The sequence below is a fragment of the Ensifer sp. LC163 genome (assembly GCF_001695855.1).
In the GTDB taxonomy this organism is placed as follows: Bacteria; Pseudomonadota; Alphaproteobacteria; order Rhizobiales; family Rhizobiaceae; genus Ensifer.
In genome coordinates, this window is the sequence record NZ_MBSS01000001.1 from 15,955 (window position 1) to 36,783 (window position 20,829).

Genomic DNA, 20,829 nt, shown 5'->3' on the forward strand with positions numbered 1-20,829 from the left:
CTCTTATTCGGCCGAAAGGACCGCGACGCCTTCGCCGCGTGAATGACCGATGGTCGTCACGACCGCCGTCCTGGCGGCAGCCGTCATCGGCTTTTCGAAGCTTGCATCAAAGGCGGGAACCTTGGCGCCGTGGCCGAGCGTGAGCGCGGCAAGCGCCAGGCCCGCCGGAAACTGTGCTTCGATGCTGTGGCCGACGAGGCCACCATAGGCGCGAACCGGCGCGTTCGCGAGCTTTGCGTCCAGAAACGCCTTTTCGCTGCCGACGAGGTCATGGAGACCTGACGTACCGGAGAAGACCACCGTCTGTGCCGGATCGAGCTTTTCGGCCGGTTTTGCCAGGTCCGCAAGGCGCGCTTCCAGCTTGCCGTCGGTGCGGCTGCCGCGGTCGCTGCCGATCGCGTCGATGGTCGCATAGATACGGGCGCCGCGCGCTTCGGCATATTCACGCGATTCCAGCACCAGGAAGGCGCCGACCGAACCAAGGATCATGCCGCCGCCGTCCTGCCGCTTGCGCGACCAGATCGGGTGCCAGTCGCCGGTTGCCTGCCCCTGGATCGCCTCGATCATAAGCATGATGTCCAGGCGCTCGGCCGAAAACGCGCCGCCCACCAGCGTGTGTGTCGATTGTCCCGCCTTGATGCGGAAGAAAGCCGTCTCGATCGCCGAGATGCCGGCCGCCTCTTCGCCCATGAAGGTGCGCGAAGACCCCGTAACCTTGTGCACGATCGAGATATTGCCGGCGAGAAGGTTGGAAAGCTGGGCCAGGAACAGCGTCGGGCGCAGTTCGGTGGTCAGCTTCTCGTTCAGCACCTGCTCGCGGTCGTTGCGCTTCAGCGCCTCGTCGACGATCAGCGAATCGACATTGATGTCGCGCTCGCCGCCGCCGGCCGCCACGATCATGTCCATGCTGCCGCAGGCGTCGAGATTGTCCTTGAGGCCGGCATCATCGAGCGCCAGGCCGGCTGCGAACACACCGAGGCGCTGCCAGTTTTCCATCTGGCGCTGGTCGCCACGCTTGGCGATCTGCTGCGACCAGTCGATCTCCGGCAGCGGATGCACCGGATAGGGCTTGAACTTTTCGGTCTCGACGCGCGTCGCCGGCGTCTCGGCCGCGCTCAAAAGCACGACATGCGGCTCGACACCGACACCCTGGCTCGTGACGATACCGACGCCGGTGATGACCACGTCGTTTGCGGATTTGCTCATCTTCACTTCTCCGAAGCGGCGTCCGCCGCAAGTGCCGCCATCAGGCCCACCTCGTCGGCGCGCTTGCGCACGATATCGCCGAGCGGCACCTGATCGAACGGCATCGTTCTGAGTTTCAATTGTGCGTCGCAGACCTTCTTGCCCGCAGACGTGATCTTCGCCTTGGTGACGGCGAAACCGGAGCCATCGTGTTCGAGAAAGGCTTCGATATCGAGTTCCGCCGAAGGCTCGACGAAGGTCCGCATCTTGGCGCCATCGACCGACATCAGAAATGGCATCGCCGCGAAATTGGTCGCGGCCAGCACGAGAAATCCCGAAGCCTGCGCCATCGTCTCGATCAGAAGCACGCCCGGCACCAGCGGATAACCTGGGAAGTGGCCCTCGAATACCGGGCTCTTTTCGGGAACGACGGATCGCGCCGTCAGCCGGCCAGCCGAAAGATCGACCGTTTCGACACGATCGATCATCTGGAAGTATTCAAGGAGCATGGAGGCTCACCCCGTTGGTTTCGGGCTCAAGTAAAAACGCCAATGCCGCCTGTCAAGCGCGGGGCGCGACCGGCGGCATTGGAAATCGAGTGAAAAGGCTTGAACCTTGGCCTCAATCAGGCCTTGGCAGCCCGCAGCTCATCGATCTTGGCACAGAGGTTCTTGAGAACGAAGTATTCTTCGGTCGAAACCTTGCCTTCGTTGACCTGCTGCGTCCACTGTTCCAGCGGAATCTTGATGCCGAATTCCTTGTCGATCGCAAAGACGATGTCGAGGAAGTCCAGGCTGTCGATGCCGAGATCGTCGATCGTGTGGCTTTCCTGCGTAATCGTCTCGCGATCGATCTCGCTCGTTTCCGCGATGATGTCGGCAACCTTGTCGAATGTAGCTGTCACGCGCATACCTCTTTATTATTTTATTCCGAGTCTCGGCGATCCTATAGGTAAATGCGCCGCAAAAGCCAATGGCCTTGATAGCAACCACTGCGATTTGAAAAGCGGTGTTGCTAAACGGCGACCGAATGGCGCCCGCGTCCCGATTGAAGATGAGCGTCGAAAATCGCCGCCACCGACCGGGCAAATGGCCGGCCGCGTTCGGTAAGGCTGAAGACGCCATCCTCGATCGTCGTCAGCCCGTCGACATCCCGTGCACGCAAGAGCTTTGCCTCCTCGACGACGGCCCCGGCGAGATCCGGAAACTCCGCCTTGATTCGTGAGAAGGAGAAAGCGAAGTCGCACATGATCGACGCGATCACCCGCGCCCGCAGACGATCGTCGGGCGTCAGCCTATAGCCGCGCACCGCCGCCAGACCCGCGTTCTCCACCTGGCGCAGATATTCGCCGGTTGCCGGCATGTTCTGGACGTAGCCTTGACGGAACTGGCCGATCGCCGAAGCGCCGAGGCCGATCAGGGTTTCGGCGCCATCGCTGGTATAGCCCTGGAAATTCCGGCGCAGGCGCCCTTCCCGGCTGGCAATGGCCAGACTGTCGCCGGGCTTGGCGAAATGGTCGATGCCGATCGCCTCGTATCCGGCGGCAACAAGCATTTCGGCCGCGCGGCTCATCTGGGCAAAGCGTTCGACGATGCCGGGCAGGCTTTCGCCTGATATCATCGACTGGTGTTTCTTCATCCACGGCACATGAGCATAGCCGAAGAGCGCGATACGATCGGGCGAAAGCGACAGCACGGCGTCGATGGTGGCCTCCAGCGACGACAGGCTCTGATAGGGCAAGCCGTAGAGCACATCGCAATTGACCGAACGCACGCCGCGCGCCCGCGAAGCCTCGATCGCGTCGCGCGTCTGCTCATAGGTCTGGATGCGGTTGATCGCCTTCTGCACGACGGGGTCAAAATCCTGGACGCCGAAACTCGCCCGCGTCATGCCGATCGCTGCCAGCGCATCGTGCCGCGCCTCGTCGAGGTCGTTCGGATCCATCTCGACGCTGATTTCGCAGTCACCGGAAAACTCGAAATGACTGCTGAAGGCCCGCTTGAGCGCAATCAGATCATCCGGTCTGAGCAATGTCGGCGATCCGCCACCCAGATGCAGCGCCGTGACCTTCGCTTGGCCGTTCACCCGCCCGCCGATCGACGCGATCTCGCGATGCAGCCCGTTCAGGTAGCTCGCCACCGGCTCGTAGCGCAGCGTCTGCTTGGTGTGACAGGCACAGAACCAGCACAGCCGGTCGCAATAGGGCACATGGGCGTAAAGCGACAGCGCCTCACCCGGTCCGATGGCCTCAAGCCAGGACTGGTATTCGGCACGGCCGACCGCTTCCGAGAAATGCGGCGCGGTGGGATAGCTGGTATAGCGCGGCACGGGGCTCGCATATTTCAGGATCAGAGCGTCGTTCATCGGTCTCTCCGTCACGATGGCCAAGGCATAGGACGGATGGCAAAGGACGCCTTTGATTTTGATCAAGTCGCCGAATTAACACGTCAGAGTCTCGGATGGTTGTTCGCATCCATTCTGTTGGCTCAAACCGGCCGCTCCACGCGAAGGGTGGCGCAGAGCGATGCCCACGCATCGGTCAAGCCATCCGACAAAGTGGGCGGCCGGTTTCAGCCAACAGAATGGATACGAACAACCATCCGAGGCTCTGAAATTGACAATGCTCAATTCAACATGAGACATTGTTTCGCGCTTCCGGAATTAGCACCTGTCAACTCTTGATTTAACCGCCCGCATCCTCTTTGGTCCCCAAGACAAACCCGATGCAGGGAAGAAAGATTTGCAGATCGTGACCGAACAACGCCGCAAGGATATCCACAATTCGGACGTTCCGGCCGTCTGCGCTGCCTGCGAAGCGCGCCATGGCGGCGTTTGCGGCACGCTGACCCCCGACCAGCTTCTCGACCTTAGCCGACATTCGACCCGCCGCCGCGTCGAGCCCGGCCGCGAGGTCGTCGGACAGGGCGAAATTTCGGACAGCTATGCCAACATCATCAGCGGCGTCGTCAAGCTCAGCAAGGTTCTTGCCGACGGGCGCCAGCAGATCGTCGGCCTGCAGTTCGCGCCCGATTTCATGGGGCGGCCCTTCACGCGCGAAAGCGCGCTGACCGCGGAAGCGGCGATCGACACCGACATCTGTTCGTTCCCACGCAATGTCATCGAGCGGCTCGTCGCCGAGGCGCCGGGGCTTGAACACCGCCTGCACGAACAGGCGCTGAAGGAACTGGACGAAGCGCGCGACTGGATGCTGACGCTCGGCCGCAAGACCGCGCAGGAAAAGGTGGCGAGTTTTCTCTATATCATCGCCACCCACATCGATCCGGAAAACGGCACGGCGACGGAGTTCGACCTGCCGCTGTCGCGCGCCGACATCGCCGATTATCTCGGCCTGACGATCGAGACCGTCAGCAGGCAGATCACCAAGCTGCGCAAGGACAATGTCATCCGCATCGAAAGCAGCCGCCGCGTCACCGTGCCCAGCATGGACCGGCTGATCCACGTCGCCGGCATCGATTGAGCCCCAGCGTTCGGGGCCTCAACGTTCGGGGCCTCAGCGCGTTTCCGGTTTAACGCAGTCGCAGAAACGCTCTATCTCTTTGTTTTTACGCATTCCCTGACGGAAAACCGCCTCGCACTTTTCCTGGAAATGCTCTAACGCGTGATGACGATCCGCGTGTTGCTCAACCCGTACTCGCGAGCAAGCGCGAAGAATTCCGCCGCATTGTTGGGATGCAGCCGCACGCAGCCGTGCGAGGCCGGTCGGCCGAGTCGCTTCACGTCATAGGTCGCGTGAACGGCATAGCCACCGTTGAAGAATACCGCGTAAGGCATTGGCGCATTATCATATTTTCGCGAACGATGATTTCGCGAGAGCCACTTCGCCTTCCAGCTTCCCCTTGGAGTGACATAGCCCTTGCGCGCCGTGGAGACCTTCCAGCGATACATCACGACGCCGTTCTGCTTCACGACCATTGTCTGGGAGGATAAGCTGATATTGACAACGAGGTTGGCGGCGCTCACCGGCTGAACGGGAAACTGCATCAGAGCGGTAATCAGCACAGTCAGGAATGCATGTCGCATGCTTCACTCCCCGCGCGCGAAACCTCGACTGCATGTCTCCGAGCCACCGAGAAGATTGTGCAGCAGGTTTCAGGCATTGCAGGGCTGCTTGTGTGTCATGCCTGACGAGCAGCGCTGCAATCGGTGGAACCAAACGCCCGCAGAGAATAACCGGTCCGTAACGATACAAGTGTAATACACATGGAAAGAAAAGTCTTAGCACCAAGATCAACTTGCCGTGGATACGCGGCAGCAGCGGATCAAATCATGGCGATCAGAAGAACAACCAAAGTCATCGCCGAACAGGCGCCATAGAATACAGCGATGCCAGCATCGATGTCTTCGCTCCCGGCAACCGAACGACCGGGAGCATTGATCATCGGCTCGCTGACTTTAACGCCGCCATAAACCCGGGGGCCTGCAAGCTGCAGGTCCAGCGCACCGGCCATCGCCGCTTCCGGCCAGCCGGAATTGGGTGAGCGGTGCAGCCCATGGTCGCGCCGCGCCACGCCGATCGCATCGGCCGCGGCACGGCGGCCACGGTGCAGCAAGGCGCCGGCGGCGATGAGGAGAATGGATAGCCTTGCCGCCGGCAGGTTGGCGACGTCGTCGAGCCGGGCTGAGGCCCAGCCGAAATTGAGGTACTTCGGCGATTTGTGGCCGATCATCGAATCGGCGGTATTCAGCATCTTGTAGGCGAGCACGCCTGGAAGACCGGCAACCGCATACCAGAAGGCAGGGGCCACCACCCCGTCGGAAAAGTTCTCGGCAAGGCTCTCGATCGCGGCGCGGCAGACAGCAGGCGCATCGAGCGTCTTCGGATCGCGCCCGACGATCATCGACACGGCGGTGCGCCCACCTTCCAGTCCACCCCGCTGCAAGCCTTCGGCGACACGCCGGACGTGATCGCCAAGGCTCTTTTGTGCGAGGAACACCGCCACGACGATAGCCTCGAGCAGATAGCCGAGCAGCCCCATCACGCCGAACAATCGATGCAGGACGAACCCGACAACCACACCTGCAAGCAGCAGCAAGCCGATCGTCGCCACGCCACGAAGCTTCAATGCCTTTGCATCGAAGGTGTCATGCTTGTTGAGCGCCCCATCCAAGAACGCAATCGCCTTGCCGAAGAACACCACGGGATGCGGTAGCCGCGACCAGAGCCAGTCCGGATCACCGACGAGGCGATCAAGCAGCAGGGCGGCCACAAGAATGAGAAGGATCTCGCTCGACACTCAGCACTCCCCAGGGCGTAACACGTCCCCGGGGTGCCAGGCATCCCCGCGGCGCAATGCATCCGCCTGGTGCAGCGCATCCGCCAGCCGCCGGTCGCCTTCTGCGTCGGGCGCAAGCCCGATCCGCAGCCAGCGGGGCTCGTAGTCGAATTTGCGCGTCAGGATCTGTGCCTCGCAGAGATGACGGTGCAAGGCGCCGGCATCGGGATGTTCCACCAGCACGAACAGGCCGGTTCCACCGATGCGTTTGAGACCGGCATGGTCAAGAACCGCATCGAGGCCCGCGCGACGATCGAGAATGCCCGCGGCAATGGCCCCGGTATCAGCGGACATCAATGCCCTGGAAATGACCAGCGCCGGCCCGGACACCGCCCAGGGGCCGAGCCATTCGCGCAATGCCTCGAGCACGGCGTCGCTTGCAATGACGAAGCCGAGCCGCAGGCCAGCCAGACCGAAGAATTTCCCGAAGGAGCGGAAAACGATGAGATTGCCGTCGGCACCCACATGGCCGGCGACGCTGAAGTCCGGCTCCAGATCGCCGAAGGCCTCGTCGACGACAAGCACGCCGCCATTCGCCTTCATCGTCGCCGCCACTGCCAGGATTTCTGCTGGCTGGAAGGCGCGGCCGGTCGGATTGTTCGGATTGACCACCACACAGAGGCCGTGATTGGGCCCAAGATCCTCGGCGCGCTCCACCCGATCGACGGCAAAGCCGGCCGCCGTCAGCACCCGCGCATATTCGCCATAGGTCGGGCCGAAGACGGCAATGCCGCGTCCGGACGGAACCAGCCGCGGCAACAGCTGGATCACCGACTGGGTGCCGGGAACAGGCAAGGGCTGGATGCCGTTGGTCCTGTAGTAGCTGGCGGCAGCCGCGCGCGCGCCATCGATCGTCAGCTTGTCGGGCAACCTGTGCCAGGCCTGCTGCGGCACCGGCGGCAGTTCGACCGGACGCGGATTGATGCCGGTCGACAGGTCGAGCCAGTCCTCGAAGCGACCGCCGAAGCGGGCGGCGGCCTCGGTGATCCCGCCGCCGTGCACGATCGGGGCGCTCATGGCCGACCCGCGATGTCGATGAGATGCATGAAGGAGCCGGCGACATTGCCGCGCCGCAAACCCGCCTGCCCCAGATCGACGCCGGCGGCATCGCTGACCGAAAACAGCCGGTCGGCAGCACCTTCCGAGACGATGGTCGCGTAGTGGAATTCGTGCGCCGTCATGGGTCCATCGAAGAACGTGTTGTCGAGGGGCACGACACGGCGGTAGCCGAGGTGCCGCCTGCGCTCGGCAAAACTTGACGTGAGCGGCAGCAGGCCGAGCATTTCGTAGCGCGCACCATCGGCCGCGACAAGTCCCTCGCCCAGCACCATGTAGCCGCCGCACTCGCCGAAGATCCGCGCGCGCCGCTTCACCGCCGCTCCCATGCCCGATCGGAAGCCCCCAGCCGCCCCCAGCCGCCCGGCGTGAAGCTCGGGATAGCCCCCCGGCAGATAGACCGCATCGGCCGCCGCGTCGGGGCCTTCGTCGGCAAGCGGCGAAAAGAAGGAGATTTCCGCCCCAGCGCGGCGCCAGCCGAACAGCAGGTGTTCGTAGCAGAAGGCGAAAGCCACATCGCGCGCCACGGCGATATGCTGGCCGAGCGGCCTGAACCGCGTGACCTCAGCCATCGCCTGTTCACCCGGCGAAAGTGCTGCGGCCGCGCGGATCGCGTCGAGATCGCAGGTCGCCTCGACACGGTCCGCCGCATAGTCGATGAAGGTCTCGAGCGTGCCGTGTTCGCCGGCCTGCACCAGGCCGAGGTGCCGCTCGGGCAGCTTCAGGGCACTATCCTGCCGCAACACGCCGAATACGGGCATGCCGACACGCGTCAGCGCATCGCGCAGCATCATCTCGTGGCGGTCGCTTCCGACCTTGTTGAGAATGACGCCGGCAACCCGGATATCTCCGCGGTGATCGGCATAACCGCGCACGAGTGCCGCCACCGAATGGGACATGCGGGCACAGTCGACCACCAGGATCACGGCAAGATCGAGGGCCGCAGCGAGATCGGCCGGCGTTCCGCTGCCATCGGCAGCTCCATCATGCAAGCCCATCATCGCCTCGACGATGAGCGTGCGCCGATCGGCGGCGTGCGCTGCGTTTGCCGCCAGCAGCGCGGGGCGCATGGCCCACGGGTCATAGTTGAGGCAAGGTTCACCGCTTGCGGCGGTATGAAAAGCCGGATCGATATAGTCCGGCCCCGCCTTGCCCGGCGCGATCGCCATGCCGCGCCGCCGCATGGCGCGCATCAGGCCGAGTGTCACCGTAGTCTTGCCGGAGCCCGAACAGGGCGCGGCGATCAGCAATCCGCTCATGCGGGATCCTTGAGCTCGCGGCTTGCGAAGGGATCGGCCACAAGCTGCCGCCCGCCGAGCGCCCCGATCCAGTCGAGCGACGCCCGCAGCCGCACGACCTCACCGACGACGACGATCGCCGGCGGCTCCAGGCCGGAGGCGATGACATCGGCTTCGGCGCGTGCCAGCGTCGTTTCGAGCACTGTCTGCTTCGCCGTCGCCGCGTTGCAGACAAAGGCGACCGGCTCCTCCGGCGAACGTCCGCCGGCAATCAGATTGGCGGCAATAGTGCCGATATGCTTCATCGCCATGTACATGACGATCACGGACGAGCCCGAGGCAATCCCCTGCCAATTGATCCGATCGGGCACCAGGCCGGAGGAATCGTGACCGGTCAGGAAGGTGACGGCATGATTGACCTCGCGATGGGTGACCGGAATGCCGGCATAGGCAAGCCCGCCGATACCGGCGGTAATGCCCGGCACGATGCGGAACGGAATGCGGTTTTCGACCAGCGTCAGCGCCTCCTCGCCGCCCCGCCCGAAGACGAAGGGATCGCCGCCCTTGAGACGCAGCACCCGCTGGCCGGCGCGCGCCAGTTCCACGAGCCTGAGCGAAATATCGCGTTGCTTCGGCGAAGGCTTGCCGCCGCGCTTTCCCGCAAATTCCAGCGCGGCACCAAGCCGGGCGAGCTTCAGGCAATCCTCGTTGACCAGCGCGTCGTGCACGATGACGTCGGCCTGCCGCAGCGCGTTGGCGGCGTGCAGCGTCAGCAGGCCGGTGTCGCCGGGACCCGCGCCGACAAGCCACACGTGGCCGGGCTCAAGCTCAGGCAGGCCGGAAAAGATCGTGTCGCTCATGCCGTGTCTCCCGCCATTCTCTCAACGGCCATCGCTGAATTGCGTTGGCAACAAGCGGATTCAGATTCGCAGCAATTCCGCATAGGCATTTGAAATATTTGGCACATTTTTTCCATATCGTGATCCGGTGCATCGCTCATGGCGCAGCCGTCGCCAAGGTTGCCGGGCGCTGTTCGGCTGGTCCGGCAATTGCCACTGTTGCATGCGACGAGGTGATCTTGGCAACGAGCAGCACGCTTGCCGACCCCGCGCCGACGAGAGCGGCACCCTCGGCAACGCCGTGGCAACCGGTATGGGCAAAGACGATCGCCGACGGGTTCTGCAGCCGGGGCGCCTCGGCCTCGAGCGTCGCTGCATCGAAGAAGCGCGCCTCGACGGAAAAATGGTCGGCGGCAGCATGGATCGCCGGCTCGCCGCGCCTTGCGTCGAGCGAGGCGACGAAGCCGATATCGGCTTTGTCAGCGCCCGCCTGCACCAACGCCTTCTCGGCAAGGGTGATCACCTCTTCGGCCGGCGTGCCGCGCTCGCAGCCAAGACCAAGGACGAGCGGCCCCGGCGGTCGCTCCGCTATGCTGGATGATATCATGGTCGACCTCGGCCCCCTCGCGCCAATCCACACGAAGCGCCGCCCTGGCTCGAATATCCCGGGTCGGTCTGGACAGCACCGGCTGAAGGCCCCCTGAATGGGTCGGCCGCACCGGACGCTCTTTCAGTCCGCCTGAAGCGGACGCCGTCGCACATCTGTCATTTTTACCGGAGGCAACTGCAAGGGTCAAACCGGATTGCGGCGTCGCCGTGTCGCTATTCGCCAAATCATCCGGATCGACCGACCGGGCGACCGATGCGCCTGGAAACGCCGCGACACCCCGAAAACAAGGGCTTTGCATTTCCCCTTATGCTCTGACACAAGGCGATGACGCTCTCCCACAATCATTCGCTCCCGAGTCCTCCCGTGCCAGATCTCGCCCTTCACCTGCTCGCCTTCCTGTTCTTTGCCGCCTTCCTTGCCGGATTCATCGATTCGATTGCCGGCGGCGGCGGTATGGTGACCATTCCGGCGATGCTGTTGGCCGGCATTCCGCCGCTGCAAACGCTCGGCACGAACAAGCTGCAGTCGCTGTTCGGCTCGGCTTCCGCCAGCCTGACCTATGCCCGCCACGGTCACGTGAACCTGAAGGCGCAGCTGCCGATGGCGCTGATGTCGGCGCTCGGCTCCGTCTTCGGAGCGCTGCTGGCGACCGTCGTGCCGGGTGACGTGCTGAAGGCCGTCCTGCCCTTTCTGCTGATCGCCATCGCGCTCTACTTCGCGCTGAAGCCGAATATCGGCGACATCGACCTGCATCGCCGGATCACGCCTTTCATGTTCGGCCTGACCTTCGTGCCGGTCATCGGCTTTTACGATGGCGTTTTCGGTCCCGGCACCGGCTCGTTCTTCATGCTCGGCTTCGTCACGCTGGCCGGCTTCGGCATCCTCAAGGCGACGGCGCATACCAAGTTCCTGAACTTCGGCTCGAATGTCGGCGCCTTCGCCGTCTTCCTGTTCTTCGGCGCCGTTCTGTGGAAAATCGGCCTGATGATGGGCGTCGGCCAGTTTCTCGGCGCCCAGCTCGGCTCGCGCTACGCGATGGCGAAAGGCGCCAAGATCATCAAGCCGCTGCTGGTCATCGTCTCGATCGCGCTCGCCCTGCGCCTGCTGGCCGACCCGACGCATCCGCTGAGGATTTGGCTCGGGCTTTGAGGCGGGCCGCAGCGTCGCGGAAACATGGAGGCTGCCGCTCATTTGCCCGTCGCATGAGGACTCAGAGTGGAACAGCTGCTAACAATAAGACAGTTGATCTCGGAGAAACCAATGGCTGAGAAGGCTAGCGATGAACCGGCCGAGCCAAAGAAGGGCCCTCGTTACGCGTATGGAGAGCCGTTGCCTCGGGGACACGATATGATTGTCCTGTTCTATAGGTTTTTGATCGCCCTCAAGTCAGCCTTCCCAAAACGATAACTGACAACTGGTTCAGGCTCCACGGTTCGAACGTGGATGTCAGTACCGAATACCCGATGCCTTACCGCCTGGCTGCGCCTGAAATCTAATGCATGGTGACATGCATCAGAGATGACACCTTGGGCGAACTATAGGCGACCAAAAGAACCGTGAAACCAGATCCCCGGCGCGGGACAAGCAATTGTAGTATGACACAAGTTGAGACATCGGGGGAACCGGGCCAGTGGTCCGGCTCCCTATTCAGGCATGCGGGCTCAGCAACGCATTCGCCCGGGATCGAGACTGAGGCCGTGGATCAACAGCGCACGTAAGCGTCTGTCCGGTGAGGACTTTACTTTATCGAAACGGCTCACGCGATAACTTGGAGTCTGATCACGTCAGAACATCAGCCAACATCGACGAATGCCTAGAACAAGGAAACAGCTGCTGGATAGACTCCGACAGGTCGAAGCTCTCGGAGGCGTCGATCGCCCACCATCTCCTGGGATGCTGTCAAGATTCGGAAAGGGTATGGTGGCCTTTTTGCGGGATTATGTCCGTATTCTCGCGTATTGTCTCTCAGCCGGGCCATTTCCCCGCCTCACTCAAATTATTGTTGCAATCGGTCTAGCTGTGTCTGGTCCCGGAATCCTCTACACGGCTATCGAGGCGATGATTACCGGCGAAGTCCGCAGTCGCGGGGCGGTCATAGCAACCGCCAAAGAACAACCTTTCGAATTCTACACCGTGGCGCTCATTCATGGATTGGGGGCTGCCTTCCTTACCGTCTTGTTTGGTGCCGCCTTCCTGTTCCTGCTGTTCAAAGGCCGCGCTTCGCGACGCGGGTGATCTATTGCCGGATTCATCCACCTCTCCGGCCGGAGGCAAAGGTCGCCACGACCAATGTCGCTGGATCTGAAACTGTCGGCAATTTATCGCTAGGCAGGAGGCCGTGACGTCCTCGCCAAGGTCGCGCGGGTGTCACCTTTCACCAGCAACTCGCTGGTCAAGTTCTGGTAACCAGGACGTAAGTCGATTGAGCCAGCCCCTTGAACCTCTAGTCGCTAGAGATCGTAACCTGCGAAAAATGCGTCGCGGATAGTGGGTGGAGATCAGACAGGCCGCCTGACCACAAGCGCCGTCCTGTCATCCCGCTCACCCGGAGGTTCCGATGTTCACCACCCTTCCCGCCATCCTGATGCTTGTCGTCGGCCTGTTTACCCTGGCGCTCGCAATCCTGCGCCGCCTGCAATCCGGCCGCTCGCCCGTGGTTTTGACCTATGGCGACGATGCGGAAGGGTTTGCCGGCAAACTCTTTCGCGTGATCGTCGCGGCGCTGGTGGTCCATCTGCTGGCAATTGCCGCCTTTCCGGAAGCTGTCAGCGCCTCGCTAGGCCGAATCCCGGCGCTCGACGCGCCAATTCTCCACACTGTCGGCCTCGTGCTGATGGCGCTTGGCGGCGGGCTGACGATGCTGTCGCAATGGGCGATGCGCCACTCCTGGAAGATCGGCATACCCGAGGAGCAGGACGCGCCGCTCGTCACATCGGGCCTCTACGCTTTTTCCCGCAATCCGATCTATGTCGGCATGGTCGCGGCGATGATCGGCACCGTGCTCGCCGTTCCCAACGTCGTCTCGGTGGCACTGGCGCTTTCCGCCTGGATCTCGATCTCCTATCAGATCCGCATGGAGGAAGCGCATCTCTCCCGCGCCTTCGGCGAAGCTTATAGCGCCTATTGCAAGCGCGTCCGCCGGTGGATCTGAAATCACACGGCTGGATCCGCGGTCAGGCGTCAAAACACCGCCAGCAGCAGCGCCCCGACAGCAATGAACGCAACCCCGAGCCAGTTCAGCAGGTTGAGCTTCTCGCCGAGGAACAGCACGCCGAAGATGGCGACCATGACGATCGACAGCTTGTCGATCGGCGCCACCCGCGCCGCATCGCCGAGCTTCAACGCGCGGAAGTAGGCCAGCCAGGAGGCGCCGGTGGCAAGGCCGGAGAGCGCCAGGAACAGCCATGTCCGGCCCGGGATTTCCGAGGGCTTCTGCCATTGGCCGGTTGCCGCGACGATGCCGGCGAGCACGAAGAGGATGACGACGGTGCGGATGAGCGTCGCGAAGTCGGAGTTGATCTGTGCAACCCCGACCTTGGCGAACACCGCCGTCAAGGCCGCGAAAGCGGCCGAAAGCAGCGCCCACTGCATGATTCCTTAAATCGGCATCGATTTAAGGACAAAATCATGCAGAACTCTAAGTGCTACAGCGACCTTTGCGCGTCCAAGGGACGCGCGGCGCTGTAGAGCTGCCAGCTCTGGCTCATCAGAACTCGACGCCCTTCTGCGCCTTGATGCCGGAGCGGAAGGGATGCTTGATCAGTTCCATCTCGGTCACCAGATCGGCGGCCTCGATCAGGTCTTCCTTGGCGTTGCGGCCGGTCAGCACCACATGGGTCATGTGCGGCTTTTCTTCCTTCAGGAAGCGCACGACCTCGGCCACGTCGATATAGTCGTAGCGCAGCGCGATGTTGATTTCGTCGAGCAGCACCATCGAGTTGCGCTCGTCGCGGATCAGTTCCTTGGCCTTTTCCCAGGCCTTTTCCGCCATCGCCACGTCGCGGGCGCGGTCCTGCGTTTCCCAGGTAAAACCTTCGCCAAGGGTATAGAACTGGCAGACGTCGCCGAAATGCTTCTCGATCAGGTCGCGCTCGCCGGTCTCCCATGCGCCCTTGATGAACTGCACGACGGCGCAGGGCATGCCATGGGCGATATGGCGGAAGATCATGCCGAAGCCGGCGGTCGACTTGCCCTTGCCCTTGCCGGTGTTGACGATGATCAGACCTTTCTCGTCGGTCTTTGTCGCCATGATCTTTTCGCGCGCCGTCTTCTTCTTCGCCATCTTCATGGCATGGCGCGCATCGTCCTTCTCGGCGACGCCCTCACCCGTGTTGGCCACATCTTCGCTCATGACGCTCTCCTGGATCCGTATGTTTCTATCGCGGGATGCGGACGTAATACCGCCCGCGCTCTCATTCTTTGCAATTGCGCAACTCCGGACGGAAAACGGTCTCACGCCTTTCCGGGAACTGCTCTATTCGTTTCCGGCGCGAAGCCGCATTGCAGCCGTCGTGTGGCCGCTCAGTTCGAATCGCGCCGAGTTCGAGCGCGGGGTCCAGAGATTGCGGTCGATCGCCTCCAGCAGGCGCTCCGAAAGCTCGACGAGTGCCGCCGGGTTCTTCTCGCGCAGGAAGCTCGACACGCGCTCATCGACGATGAAGGCCTGGTAGGCGGCCTCGAAATGGTGGTCGCGCACGGCACCGGTGGTCGCGGCAAAGGCAAACATGTAGTCGACCGTGGCGGCGATCTCGAAGGCGCCCTTGTAGCCGTGGCGCATGACGCCGTCGATCCACTTCGGATTGACGACGCGGGCCCGGACCACACGGCCGATCTCCTCTTCCAGCGAGCGGATAACCGGCTTTTCCGGCCGCGAATGGTCGTTGTGGTAGATCGCCGGCCGGGCGCCGCTGAGGTGCTCGGCGGCAAGGCTCATGCCGCCTTCGAACTGGTAGTAGTCATCACTGTCGAGCAAATCATGTTCGCGATTGTCCTGGTTCTGCACCACCGCCTCGATCGTGCGCAACCGCTCCTCGAACAGATCGCGCTCGGCCTTGCCCTCCTCGCCGGCGCCATAGGCATAGGCGCCCCAGGTGAGATAGGCGTCGGCGAGATCGGCTTGGCTGTCCCAACCCTTTTCGTCGATCAGCGCCTGCAGTCCGGCGCCGTAGGCTCCGGGCTTCGCACCGAAGACGCGGTAGGAGGCGCGGCGGGCGGCTTCTGGCGGTTCGACGCCGGTAGCCTCCAGCCGTTGCATCTCGGCGCGCATGCGCGCGGCGATCATGTTGTCGGCGTCGTCTTCCTCAAGCGCGCCGACGGCGCGGATCGCCTTGTCGAACAGCGCGATCTGGTCCGGGAAGGCATCGCGGAAGAAGCCGGAAATCCGCAGCGTCACGTCCACACGCGGTCGCCCAAGCACGGCGAGAGGTATGATTTCGTAGCCCATCACCCGGCGCGAGACCATGTCCCAAACGGGCTTGGTGCCGATCAGCGCCAGGGCCTGGGCAATGTCGTCGCCGCCGGTGCGCATGTTCGCCGTGCCCCAGGCCGTCAGGCCGAAGGACGACGGCCATTCGCCGTGGTCCTGCAGATAGCGGCGGATCAAAAGCTCGGCGGATTTCTTGCCGAGCTCGTAGGCCGCCGGCGTCGGCACGGAGCGGCTGTCGACGGAATAGAAATTGCGCCCCGTCGGCAGCACGTCCGGACGGCCGCGGGTCGGCGCGCCGGAAGGTCCCGGCGCCACGAAGCACCCATCAAGGCCGGTGAGAAAGCCGGTCATTTCGGCAGCGCCGGAATTGACGATCGACGGTTTCAGCCGCGCCTCGATCTCGCCGAGCACGGCGCGGGTCGCGGCCCAGCCCTCGGGCGCGAGCGTCTCGCCGGAAACGAACGCCGCCGCCAGCAGTTCGATGCGCTCGACCGTATCGCCGGCCGTGCGCCATGGCGCATCGGAAACATCGGCAAGCACATCCGGCCGCAAACCGGCCCAGGCATCGGACATCACGCAATCGAGCGGATCGAATCCGAGCCCTGAATCAGCGGCTATCGCCCGCTGCAGGCTCTGGTCGCCGCCTTCGCCGAGGCCGCGCGGCACGCGTGCCAGCGCCACCGTCAGGTCGGTCAGGAGCCGGCCTTCGGGCGCCACGCCGAAGATGTGCAAGCCGTCGCGGATCTGCATTTCCTTGAGATCGCAGAGATAGGCGTCGAGCTTCTCCAGTGCCTTGTCGTCGCTGTCGCCCTTGTCGATGCCGGCGTCGTGGTCGAGGCCGATGTCGCGCACCAGATCGAGGATCTGCCGGCTCAAGAGCCTGAGCCGCCGCGGATCGCCGCCGGCCGCGTCGTAATATTCGTCGACCAGCGCCTCGAGGTCCTTGAGCGGCCCATAGGATTCCGCCCGCGTCAGCGGCGGCGTCAGATGGTCGATGATAACGGCGCTGGTGCGGCGCTTGGCCTGCGTTCCCTCGCCGGGATCGTTGACGATGAAGGGATAGACATGCGGCAGCGGCCCGAAGATCGCCTCGGGATAACAGGTCTCCGACAGCGCTAAGGCCTTGCCCGGCAGCCATTCCAGATTGCCGTGTTTGCCCATATGCACGATGGCCTGCGCCCCGAACGTGTTGCGCAGGAAGGCATAGAAGGCGAGGTAGCCATGCGGTGGCACCAGATCCGGCGAGTGATAGCTTTCCTTCGGATCGATGTTGTAGCCGCGCGCCGGCTGGATACCGACGACAACCTCGCCGAAGCGGGCGAGCGGCAGCGCGAAAGCGCCATCGAGGAAGAACGGATCGGTTTCGGGCGCGCCCCAGCGGCCGCCGACCTCATCCTGAATCTGTTTCGGAAGCGAATCGAAGAACGCCTTGTAATCGCTGAGTGAAATGACTTCGCGGATCTCGCGGTCGCGGCTCGCCGCATTGGTCGGCCCGGCCATCAGATAGCGGATCAATGCGTCGCCGTCCTCCGGCACGCCGGCAACCGGGTAGCCTTCGCCCGCCATGGCGCGCAGCACCTCGACGGTGCCCGCCGGCGTATCGAGCCCGACGCCGTTGCCGAGCCTGCCGTCGCGGTTCGGGTAGTTGGCCATGACGATGGCGATGCGCCGCTCCGCCGGCCTGGCGCGGCGCAGCTTTGCCCAGTTGACGGCGAGCCTGGCGGCAAAACGCACCCGGTCGGAAAGCGGCTCATGGCCGACGATATTGGCTTCCACCTTGGGATCGTAGATCGAAGCCGCCTTGAACGAGACGGCGCGCGCAAGGATGCGGCCATCAACCTCGGGCAAGGCGACGTTCATCGCCAGGTCGCGTGCCATCAGCCCCTGCGGCGAGGCCTGCCATTGGGCGCGCGACGAGGCGGAGAAGATCACCTGCAACACCGGCGCGCCGGTCGATTCCAGCACGGTCGGCTGCCTGTCGGCGCCGGGGGACGAGACGGCAAAGCCGGTGGCGTTCATCACCACGTCGGGTGCGACCTCGGAAAAAATCGATTGCAGCGTGCCGACCGAAACGGCATCCTTGAGGCTGGCCACGAACAGCGGCAGCACGCGCATGCCTTCTGCGGCAAGCGCATCGATCAGCGCCTCGACCGGCCGCGTCTCGCCGCTCTGAACGAGGGCACGGTAAAAGCAGATCGCGACGGTCGGGGGTTCGAATCCCTCCTCCGCTACCACGCCCCCTTGAACGCACCCCAGCCATTCCCGGACGCCGATGACGCCCGCACCCGGCCACCAGATACCGGCCTTTAGGAGCGGCTTTGCCGGTTGTGGCTTCCCTGCGCCCGAGATCAGCGCCTCGGCATAGTCGAGGAACAGCCCAGCATTATCGGCGCCGCCCTCGGTGAAATAGGCCCAGAGGCGCTGCCGGTCGTCGGGCTCGACGGTCGAAAACGGCTCGAGGCCAGGGTCCGGCTTGTCGTCGCCGGGCAGCACCGCGATCTGGAAACGGTGGGTGACGGCGGCGGCATGCAATGCTTCCAGCACATAACGGAAATAGCTGGCGCCACCGAGCGGCCTGACCACGATGAGCTTCGCATGCCTTGCCGTGCGTTCGACATAGGTGTCGACCGACATCGGATGCATCAGGTTCATCAGGCTGGCGATGCGCAGGCCCCGATCTCCGTCGCGCCGGCCATGGGCCGCTGCGATCGACGAAAGCTCGGTGTCGGCGGCCGACAGGAAAAGGATGTCCGCCGGCGTTTGCCCCAGGTCGATCGCCTCGTTGCCGTCGGCGATCGTTCCTTTCTGGGCGAGAAGCAGATGCATTGTTCTGTCCGTTCAAGCAATTCCAGGAAAGGTGTGAAACGGCCTTCCTGGAATTGCGTTGCTTCAAGGAGTTAGATCATTTCGTTGTTTCAACGAAATGATCAGGCGAGCGCGGTGATGGCGGCGCGCACCGCTGCTTCGTCCATATCGTGCAGGCCGATGACGACGAGGCGCGTGCCGCGCTTTTCGCCGGTCGCCCAGGCACGGTCGTAATATTGGTCGATACGCGCGCCAACGGCCTGGATCAGGAGACGCATCGGCTTGCCGGGCACATCGGCAAAGCCCTTCAGGCGCAGCACGTCATGCTCGGCGATCACGCCCTTGAGGCGATCGATGAAGGCTGCCGGATCGGCGATCGCGCCGAGCTCGACGACGAAGCTGTCGAACTCGTCGTGATCATGCTCCTCGCCGGCCTCATGCTCCATCTCGTGGTGAGACTTGCGGTTGGCGATATCGCTTTCCGTGCCGACACCGAGGCCGAGCAGGATGGCAGCGGCCACTTCGCCGTTCTTTGCCTCGATCATCGTTGGCTTGCGGCTGGTGCGCGAGGAGACCTCGTCGCGTACGGCTTTGAGGCCGGAAGCATCGATCAGATCGGTCTTGTTGAGCACGATCAGGTCGGCAGCGGTCAGTTGGTCCTCGAACAGTTCCTCGATCGGGCTTTCGTGGTCGAGATTGTCGTCCTCGACGCGAAGTGCATCGACCTTGTCGTGATCATCGGCAAAGCGCCCGGCGGCAACTGCGGCGCTGTCGACCACGGTGACGACACCATCGACGGTCACTTCGCTGCGAATGTCCGGCCAATTGAAGGCGGCGATCAGCGGTTGCGGCAAGGCAAGACCCGAGGTTTCGATGATGATGTGATCCGGACGCTTTTCGCGCTCGAGCAGCTTGGTCATGGTCGGGATGAAATCATCGGCAACCGTGCAGCAGATGCAGCCATTGGTGAGCTCGATGATGTCGTCCTCCGAGCAGGCCTCCGCGCCGCAGCCCTTCAGCACGTCGCCGTCAACGCCGAGATCGCCGAACTCGTTGATGATCAGCGCGATGCGCTTGCCGTCGGCGTTCTGCAGCAGGTTGCGGATCATCGTCGTCTTGCCGGCGCCAAGGAAGCCGGTGATGACGGTCGCCGGGATCTTGCCCTGGTTGGCTCTCGCAGTGGTCATGGATCAACCCTTCATTTTCAGCGGCAAACCGGCCGCGACAAAGTAAACTTCCGCAGATTTCTCCGCAACGATCTGGTGAAGCCGGCCGGCATGGTCGCGGAAGTCGCGGGCCATGCGGTTCTCGGGCACGATGCCGAGGCCGACTTCGTTGGAAACAAGGATCAGGCGCGCCCGCGCCTCAGGCAGAAAGGCGGCCAGGGCGGCGAACTCCGCCGCCATGTCGCGTCCTTCCATCATCAGGTTGGTAACCCACAGCGTCAGGCAGTCGACGAGAACCACGCGGTTTCCGTCATCGATGCGTGTCAGCAGCGAAACGAGATCGAGCGGCTCCTCATGCGTCGTCCAGCCTTCGCCGCGCCTCGCCCGGTGATGGTCGATGCGCTCGCGCATCTCGTCGTCCCAGGCACGGCCGGTCGCGACATAGTGCATGTTTAGCCCCGAGGCTTCGACGAGCCTTTCGGAAAAGCTGGATTTGCCGGAACGGGCACCGCCGAGGACGAGAACCGGCCCGGCATTGGAATTGCTCATGTGCGTTGCGGCCTCATGTGCTTGGTAGCGAATTCGAGCGGCAACAGGATTTCACCGCGCCTAAGGCGCGTTCGGGAAACGATCTATGAGCCAAGACAACCTCCGTGATGGCGTGGGAAGCGGGCTTCCCTTCGGGCGGAATGCCCCTGTCGGACGGCAGGTCTCCTGGCTCACGGCGTCACGGGTCCACCGCATCGTGCCCCGCGTTATGACGCGAACACCGATGCCTGGGCCCGAACGGCCCGCCTCACCTTCCCGGCGCTTTCCGGTGCCACAGCGAACCTTTGCGCGTCGTCTCCGACGCGCGGCGCTGTGGGCGGTTTCGTGAAAGGCGGACGATTCGTAGAAGAAGAGGCGTCCAACCCGGCTGATCACGAAGCCACGCCAGTGGCTTTTCCGACTGATTTCCAAACCACCTGCGATTGCCCCATGCAATCGAACGGAAGCCGGCCTTCAGCCCGATGGCGAACCCTGACCGTTCTACAGTCGCGGGGTCGGCTGCGATAAGGATGCCCGATTTGGGTCCATCCGTCACATTCCCAATTATTCCCCCGCATCGCCACGATCCGGGGAAACCATCCAACATCCGATGATTAGGAAGCGGGCGCACCAAAGTCAATCGACGCGTGCGACACGCCACCCATCGAGATGCGGCACGCGAC

19 protein-coding genes and 1 riboswitch are annotated in these 20,829 nt (G+C 63.2%); of the genes, 4 read left to right on the plus strand and 15 right to left on the minus strand.

The features are described from left to right. Nucleotides 1–3: 3 nt before the first annotated feature. The 4 genes from BC360_RS00090 to hemN all read right to left on the minus strand — a co-directional run bounded on the left by BC360_RS00090 (nucleotide 4) and on the right by hemN (nucleotide 3,549). Nucleotides 4–1,206 carry a beta-ketoacyl-ACP synthase gene (locus BC360_RS00090; RefSeq protein WP_065783352.1) on the minus strand — a complete coding sequence of 401 codons (1,203 nt, stop codon included), beginning with the start codon at nucleotides 1,204–1,206 and terminating at the stop codon, nucleotides 4–6. Nucleotides 1,207–1,208: 2 nt separating this feature from the next. Next, nucleotides 1,209–1,694 (minus strand): 3-hydroxyacyl-ACP dehydratase FabZ family protein, encoded by a 486-nt coding sequence (locus BC360_RS00095; RefSeq protein ID WP_065783353.1) that lies wholly within the window; start codon nucleotides 1,692–1,694, stop codon nucleotides 1,209–1,211. Between the two features lie 116 nt (nucleotides 1,695–1,810). Then, nucleotides 1,811–2,095, minus strand: a complete 285-nt coding sequence (locus BC360_RS00100; protein ID WP_139109848.1) for an acyl carrier protein — start codon at nucleotides 2,093–2,095, stop codon at nucleotides 1,811–1,813. A gap of 104 nt (nucleotides 2,096–2,199) precedes the next feature. Then, on the minus strand, nucleotides 2,200–3,549 hold the full coding sequence (gene hemN, locus BC360_RS00105) for an oxygen-independent coproporphyrinogen III oxidase (RefSeq protein ID WP_065794212.1): 1,350 nt from the start codon (nucleotides 3,547–3,549) through the stop codon (nucleotides 2,200–2,202). Nucleotides 3,550–3,925: 376 nt separating this feature from the next. Here hemN and BC360_RS00110 point away from each other — a divergent pair, with 376 nt between their 5' ends. Further along, nucleotides 3,926–4,663, plus strand: a complete 738-nt coding sequence (locus BC360_RS00110) for a Crp/Fnr family transcriptional regulator (RefSeq protein ID WP_065783354.1) — start codon at nucleotides 3,926–3,928, stop codon at nucleotides 4,661–4,663. A 134-nt stretch (nucleotides 4,664–4,797) separates the two neighbouring features. Here the strand turns inward: BC360_RS00110 and BC360_RS00115 are convergent, their stop codons facing one another. From BC360_RS00115 to BC360_RS00140, 6 genes are all read right to left on the minus strand, one after another. Next, nucleotides 4,798–5,187, minus strand: a complete 390-nt coding sequence (locus BC360_RS00115) for a L,D-transpeptidase (RefSeq protein WP_244512657.1) — start codon at nucleotides 5,185–5,187, stop codon at nucleotides 4,798–4,800. Between the two features lie 278 nt (nucleotides 5,188–5,465). Further along, entirely contained in the window at nucleotides 5,466–6,440 is a 975-nt protein-coding gene (gene cbiB / locus BC360_RS00120; RefSeq protein WP_065783356.1) for an adenosylcobinamide-phosphate synthase CbiB, read from the minus strand. After that, the gene (gene cobD / locus BC360_RS00125; RefSeq protein WP_065783357.1) at nucleotides 6,441–7,496 is read right to left on the minus strand and encodes a threonine-phosphate decarboxylase CobD; all 1,056 of its coding nucleotides are present in this window, start codon (nucleotides 7,494–7,496) and stop codon (nucleotides 6,441–6,443) included. It lies immediately after the preceding gene. Beyond that, entirely contained in the window at nucleotides 7,493–8,794 is a 1,302-nt protein-coding gene (locus tag BC360_RS00130) for a cobyrinate a,c-diamide synthase (protein WP_065793829.1), read from the minus strand. Before BC360_RS00130 ends, cobD begins: the two co-directional genes overlap by 4 nt. Then, entirely contained in the window at nucleotides 8,791–9,633 is an 843-nt protein-coding gene (cobA, locus tag BC360_RS00135) for a uroporphyrinogen-III C-methyltransferase (RefSeq protein WP_065793830.1), read from the minus strand. The genes BC360_RS00130 and cobA overlap by 4 nt, the downstream gene beginning before the upstream one ends. Before the next feature lie 136 nt (nucleotides 9,634–9,769). Next, the gene (locus BC360_RS00140) at nucleotides 9,770–10,219 is read right to left on the minus strand and encodes a cobalamin biosynthesis protein (protein WP_065793831.1); all 450 of its coding nucleotides are present in this window, start codon (nucleotides 10,217–10,219) and stop codon (nucleotides 9,770–9,772) included. A 366-nt stretch (nucleotides 10,220–10,585) separates the two neighbouring features. On the opposite strand from BC360_RS00140, the gene BC360_RS00145 reads away from it, so the two are divergent. The 3 genes from BC360_RS00145 (at nucleotide 10,586) to BC360_RS00155 (ending at nucleotide 13,373) form a co-directional block, all read left to right on the plus strand. Next, the gene (locus BC360_RS00145) at nucleotides 10,586–11,371 is read left to right on the plus strand and encodes a TSUP family transporter (protein WP_065783361.1); all 786 of its coding nucleotides are present in this window, start codon (nucleotides 10,586–10,588) and stop codon (nucleotides 11,369–11,371) included. A 768-nt stretch (nucleotides 11,372–12,139) separates the two neighbouring features. Then, nucleotides 12,140–12,457, plus strand: coding sequence for a hypothetical protein (locus BC360_RS00150; protein ID WP_244512639.1), 318 nt, complete (start codon nucleotides 12,140–12,142; stop codon nucleotides 12,455–12,457). Nucleotides 12,458–12,779: 322 nt separating this feature from the next. Next, the gene (locus tag BC360_RS00155) at nucleotides 12,780–13,373 is read left to right on the plus strand and encodes a methyltransferase family protein (RefSeq protein WP_065793832.1); all 594 of its coding nucleotides are present in this window, start codon (nucleotides 12,780–12,782) and stop codon (nucleotides 13,371–13,373) included. Nucleotides 13,374–13,402: 29 nt separating this feature from the next. Here the strand turns inward: BC360_RS00155 and BC360_RS00160 are convergent, their stop codons facing one another. The 5 genes from BC360_RS00160 to cobU form a co-directional block, all read right to left on the minus strand. Then, complete coding sequence (locus BC360_RS00160; RefSeq protein WP_065783363.1) at nucleotides 13,403–13,813, minus strand: EamA family transporter; 411 nt, start codon at nucleotides 13,811–13,813, stop codon at nucleotides 13,403–13,405. Between the two features lie 115 nt (nucleotides 13,814–13,928). Continuing rightward, nucleotides 13,929–14,573 carry a cob(I)yrinic acid a,c-diamide adenosyltransferase gene (gene cobO, locus BC360_RS00165; RefSeq protein WP_053253127.1) on the minus strand — a complete coding sequence of 215 codons (645 nt, stop codon included), beginning with the start codon at nucleotides 14,571–14,573 and terminating at the stop codon, nucleotides 13,929–13,931. A 123-nt stretch (nucleotides 14,574–14,696) separates the two neighbouring features. Beyond that, a complete protein-coding gene (gene cobN / locus BC360_RS00170) occupies nucleotides 14,697–18,473 on the minus strand; it encodes a cobaltochelatase subunit CobN (protein ID WP_065793833.1) in 3,777 nt (1,258 codons plus the stop codon). 101 nt (nucleotides 18,474–18,574) lie between these two features. Then, nucleotides 18,575–19,639: a cobalamin biosynthesis protein CobW gene (cobW, locus tag BC360_RS00175; protein WP_065793834.1), complete on the minus strand. Its 1,065-nt coding sequence runs from the start codon at nucleotides 19,637–19,639 to the stop codon at nucleotides 18,575–18,577. A 3-nt stretch (nucleotides 19,640–19,642) separates the two neighbouring features. Then, nucleotides 19,643–20,167 (minus strand): bifunctional adenosylcobinamide kinase/adenosylcobinamide-phosphate guanylyltransferase, encoded by a 525-nt coding sequence (cobU, locus tag BC360_RS00180; protein WP_065793835.1) that lies wholly within the window; start codon nucleotides 20,165–20,167, stop codon nucleotides 19,643–19,645. 137 nt (nucleotides 20,168–20,304) lie between these two features. Next, nucleotides 20,305–20,762: riboswitch (cobalamin riboswitch) on the minus strand. Between the last annotated feature and the right edge of the window lie 67 nt (nucleotides 20,763–20,829).